Annotated in this window: 6 protein-coding genes; 4 read left to right on the top strand and 2 right to left on the bottom strand. The window is 48.4% G+C overall.

The window, feature by feature from the left end; translation table 11 throughout:
• On the top strand, positions 1-618 hold a 618-nt coding region (locus Q0200_RS06760), incomplete at its 5' end, for a phosphate acyltransferase (RefSeq protein ID WP_297939361.1).
• Complete coding sequence (locus Q0200_RS06755) at positions 618-1832, top strand: acetate kinase (protein ID WP_297939358.1); 1215 nt, start codon at positions 618-620, stop codon at positions 1830-1832. The genes Q0200_RS06760 and Q0200_RS06755, both read left to right, overlap by 1 nt.
• A 10-nt stretch (positions 1833-1842) precedes the next feature.
• On the opposite strand, the gene Q0200_RS06750 is transcribed toward Q0200_RS06755, so the two are convergent.
• Positions 1843-1980 carry a hypothetical protein gene (locus tag Q0200_RS06750; RefSeq protein ID WP_297939356.1) on the bottom strand — a complete coding sequence of 46 codons (138 nt, stop codon included), beginning with the start codon at positions 1978-1980 and terminating at the stop codon, positions 1843-1845.
• Between the two features lie 134 nt (positions 1981-2114).
• Here Q0200_RS06750 and Q0200_RS06745 point away from each other — a divergent pair, with 134 nt between their 5' ends.
• Entirely contained in the window at positions 2115-2444 is a 330-nt protein-coding gene (locus Q0200_RS06745; protein WP_297939354.1) for a hypothetical protein, read from the top strand.
• A 102-nt stretch (positions 2445-2546) separates the two neighbouring features.
• Positions 2547-3065: a DUF3137 domain-containing protein gene (locus Q0200_RS06740; protein ID WP_297939351.1), complete on the top strand. Its 519-nt coding sequence runs from the start codon at positions 2547-2549 to the stop codon at positions 3063-3065.
• 141 nt (positions 3066-3206) lie between these two features.
• Here Q0200_RS06740 and Q0200_RS06735 read toward each other — a convergent pair.
• Positions 3207-3819, bottom strand: a 613-nt coding sequence (locus Q0200_RS06735) for a molybdopterin dinucleotide binding domain-containing protein (RefSeq protein WP_297939350.1), incomplete at its 5' end; no start/stop codon positions are given.

Below are 3819 nucleotides of genomic sequence, written 5' to 3'. Positions count from 1 at the left end.
GGCGCAAACACCACTACGGCGCACACTATCCGCCCCGCTCTTCAGATCATCAAAACCCGCCCTGATAGCCCGCTAGTTTCAAGCTCGTTTATAATGTGCTTTGACGAGGAGATACTGATCTACGCCGACTGCGCGATAAATCCAAACCCGGACGCCCAGCAATTCGCGCAAATCGCCCTAGCCTCGGCGGATACGGCGCGCGCGTTCGGACTAGAACCGCGAGTAGCGATGCTAAGCTACTCCAGCGGAGATAGCGGCAGCGGAGCGGATATAGACCTAGTTAGGAGTGCCGGCGAGATAGCGCGCGAGCTAAATCCCACCCTAAAAATCGAAGCTCCCGTGCAGTACGACGCGGCCGTAGATATAGCCGTAGCGCGCAAAAAGCTGCCAAACAGCGACGTAGCCGGTCGCGCGAACGTTTTTGTATTTCCAAATTTAAACGCGGGCAATATCGGCTATAAAATCGCGCAACGAAGCGCAAACTGCGTCGCCGTCGGACCGATATTGCAAGGTCTAAAAAAACCGGTAAACGACCTAAGTCGCGGATGCGGCGTGGGAGACGTCGTAAATACGGTCCTAATAAGCGCGATACAAGCCGCAAACGAAGGAGAAAAATAGTGAAAATTTTGGTTTTAAACTCAGGCAGCTCGTCGGTTAAATTTCAGCTTTTTGATATGAGCGACAACCGCGTCATCGCTAGCGGCCTAGTTGAAAAGATCGGCGAAGCAAGCTCCTACGCCAAGCTAAAAGACGTTAGCGCGAATAAAATTTACGAGGAGCGCGCTCCGCTAAAGGACCACCACGAGGGGCTTGAGGCGATGAGGCGGCTGTTTGCTAGCTCAAATATCCTGCATGATTTTAGCGAGCTAGACGGCATCGGACACCGCATCGTGCACGGAGGCGAGAGCTTTAGCGACTCGGCTCTAGTCACCCCTGACGTGATCGCCAAAATCGAGCAAAACTCCGTGCTGGCACCCCTTCACAACCCGGGCCACCTAGCGGGCATAAGAAATGCGATGCAAGAAACGGACAAAAACGGAAGCGGCAAAAAGGTGCCTCACGTCGTCGTTTTTGATACCGTGTTTCATCAAACTATCCCAGAGTACGCCTACCGCTACGCCCTGCCATTTGATCTTTGCAAAAGGCTGCATATTCGTAGATACGGCTTTCACGGCACCTCGCACCACTACGTGACCAAAAAAGCCGCCGAGTATCTAGGCGTGCCGTACGAGAAATTTAACGCTATCTCGCTACATCTTGGCAACGGAGCCTCCGCCTGCGCCGTGCAAGGGGGTAAAAGCGTCGATACCTCGATGGGCTTAAGCCCGCTAGAAGGCCTGATAATGGGCACTAGAAGCGGCGATATGGACCCTGCGGTGCTTACATATCTTTTAAATTTAGGCGAGCTCACGGCTGAGGGCATAGACGCGTTTTTAAACAAAAAAAGCGGCCTGCTAGGCATCTGCGGCTCAAACGACATGCGCGAAGTGGTCGTTAAGATGCAAGGCGGCGACGAGCGCGCGCATCTAGCCTTTGAGATGTTTTGTTACCGTATAAAAAAATATATCGGCGCGTATTACGCGGTTTTGGGCCGAGTGGATGCGGTCGTTTTTACCGGCGGTATCGGCGAAAACGCCCCGTATAGCCGCGAGAAAATCTGCAACGATCTCACGCACATGGGTATCAGGATCGATCACGAGTTAAATTTCGCCGCTAGCGGCGGTATACGCGATCTAAGCGCCCCCGACGCGGCGGTAAAAACTCTCGTCGTGCCTACTAACGAGGAGCTAGAAATCGCGCTAGAAACAAAGCGAGTGATAGAAAATCTCTAAATTTGACCGCTTAAATTTGAGCTTTTGTCGGCGCGTTTGCCGCAAAAACAGCTTTGATTTGGCGCTTAAAGCAAATTTGACGAGTCGCTTCTAGGACTCGGTCAAATTTGATCTTAAATTTACGATTAAAAAGGGTAGCAAATTTCAAATTTACGCCGTGCCAAATTTGACTCCAAATCTCTCAAAATTTAAAAATCCTCGCTCAAATTTACTCGCTCGATTTACTTTATTTTAAGCTGCGCTCGGTCAAAATTTACGTAAAATTTAATCAAAAGCGAGCAAATGACCCTTTCGCAAGCATTTATATTAACCAAAAACAAACAAAAAGAGTGCCGAGCTAGAGTCGCGGTATCTCCGACAAGCGTTATTTTGGGCGTCGGCGTCATAGCGCTCTTTTTTATCTTCGGAAATAGATTTGATAGCGATCAGCTCTCGTCATTTGGCTTTATGATGGCGTTTTTGCTTGTTATTTCTCGTTATCTTTTTAAAATACTTAATCACATCGAAAAAGTAGAAAAAGCAAAAGAGGAATACAACGAATTTTACAAAGAAGTTTTCGTCCGCGCACTTATCGGCGAGATAGACGAAAGCTTTACGTATAGCGCCTACTGAGGCATTTCGCAGAGCGAATTTGACGCGGCCGGGATTTATAGGCCCAGCACGTTTTATAGCGAAGATAGCGTGCGCGGCGTATATAAAGGCGTCAAATTTAACTTGTGCGAGATTATTAGCCATGAGCGCGAATACCCTCGGATAAACAACAAATACGTCGCCATATTTATCCTATTAAAATACGCGTTTGATAAGTATTCGGACTTTAAAGGCAGCGTGCTAAAGTGCGAGTTTAACAAGAAATTTAACGGCAAAACGGTCGCCGTGAGTAAGGATTTTAATACCAAATTTCTAGGCGAAAAAGAGCTGCTCGACGACGTCAAATTTAACGAAAATTTTAGAGTTTTTACGACGGATAAGGTGGAGGCGAGGTATCTGCTCACGCCTGCGTTTATGGGCAAGCTAAATATACTAAAAGCCTACAAAAACACGCTAAAATCGCCTAGCGTGGCCTTTATGGATAACAAATTTTACCTATTTTGCTTTAGTAGGAGAAATTTTTTCGAGGGACGGATTTTTGATAAACTAAACATCGCCGAAGCTCGCCGCGAGCAAAGATACGTGAGGCAAATGCTTAGCGTCATCGACGAGCTAAATTTGAGTTTAGATATTTATCGGTAAATTTGCCTCAAATTTGCGCGGACTGCCTTAAAAATACTGCAAATTTGACGCCGTCCGCGATAATTTTAAGCTACTTTAAATTTACCGCCGAAACGTCAAATTTAACGGCGACCTGGCTAAGCCGGGGCCGCCGCGTTAAATTTAGCCGATTTTACGGATATTTGCAGGTAGTGCTTGTCTAGCACATGTGCCCACTAGCCAGTCGTTTAGGCTAAATTTACCCTTTCGCTTCGGATCTAGCAGGCCTAGTTTGTTGTGATTCACCCCTTTTTCCGCGCTTTCTAGCCAAAAGGCCGGTTTGCCGTCGATAAAATGCACTCTAGCGCCAAACTCGTCGTGTCCAAAACCGTGCTCGAGGCTGATGACGCCGCTAGCAACGCCGTTTGTTACGAAGGCCTCGCCAGTTTGCGAGCCGTAGGGCGTCGTGATCTTGTCTCCCGTCTTGATACCCTGCTCGCTCGCGATATCCTCGGCAATTCTTACGAAATTTTTCGGATGTATGGCGCGTAGCTTTGGACTCACTATCGTGTAGTAGTGCTGGATATTTGATTTTCTCGAGCTTACGAGGTATTTCCACTCCGATTTTTGGAAAAACTTTTCTAGCGGAGTGCCGTCGCTAGCCACCGCAAGAGCTAGAGTCGGAGTGCCCGGCATGTACTCGCCCGTGACAGAGTGCCTGTGTCCGCCAAGGGGCTCGTAGTAGATCGCAGCAGGCGTGGCAGCGGGTACTTTTACCGTGGTTTTGTCACCCTTA

The sequence above is a fragment of the uncultured Campylobacter sp. genome, from assembly GCF_938045225.1.
Taxonomy (GTDB): domain Bacteria; phylum Campylobacterota; class Campylobacteria; order Campylobacterales; family Campylobacteraceae; genus Campylobacter_A.
Note: the sequence above shows the minus strand (reverse complement) of the source record. Positions and strands in the feature narration are given on the sequence as shown.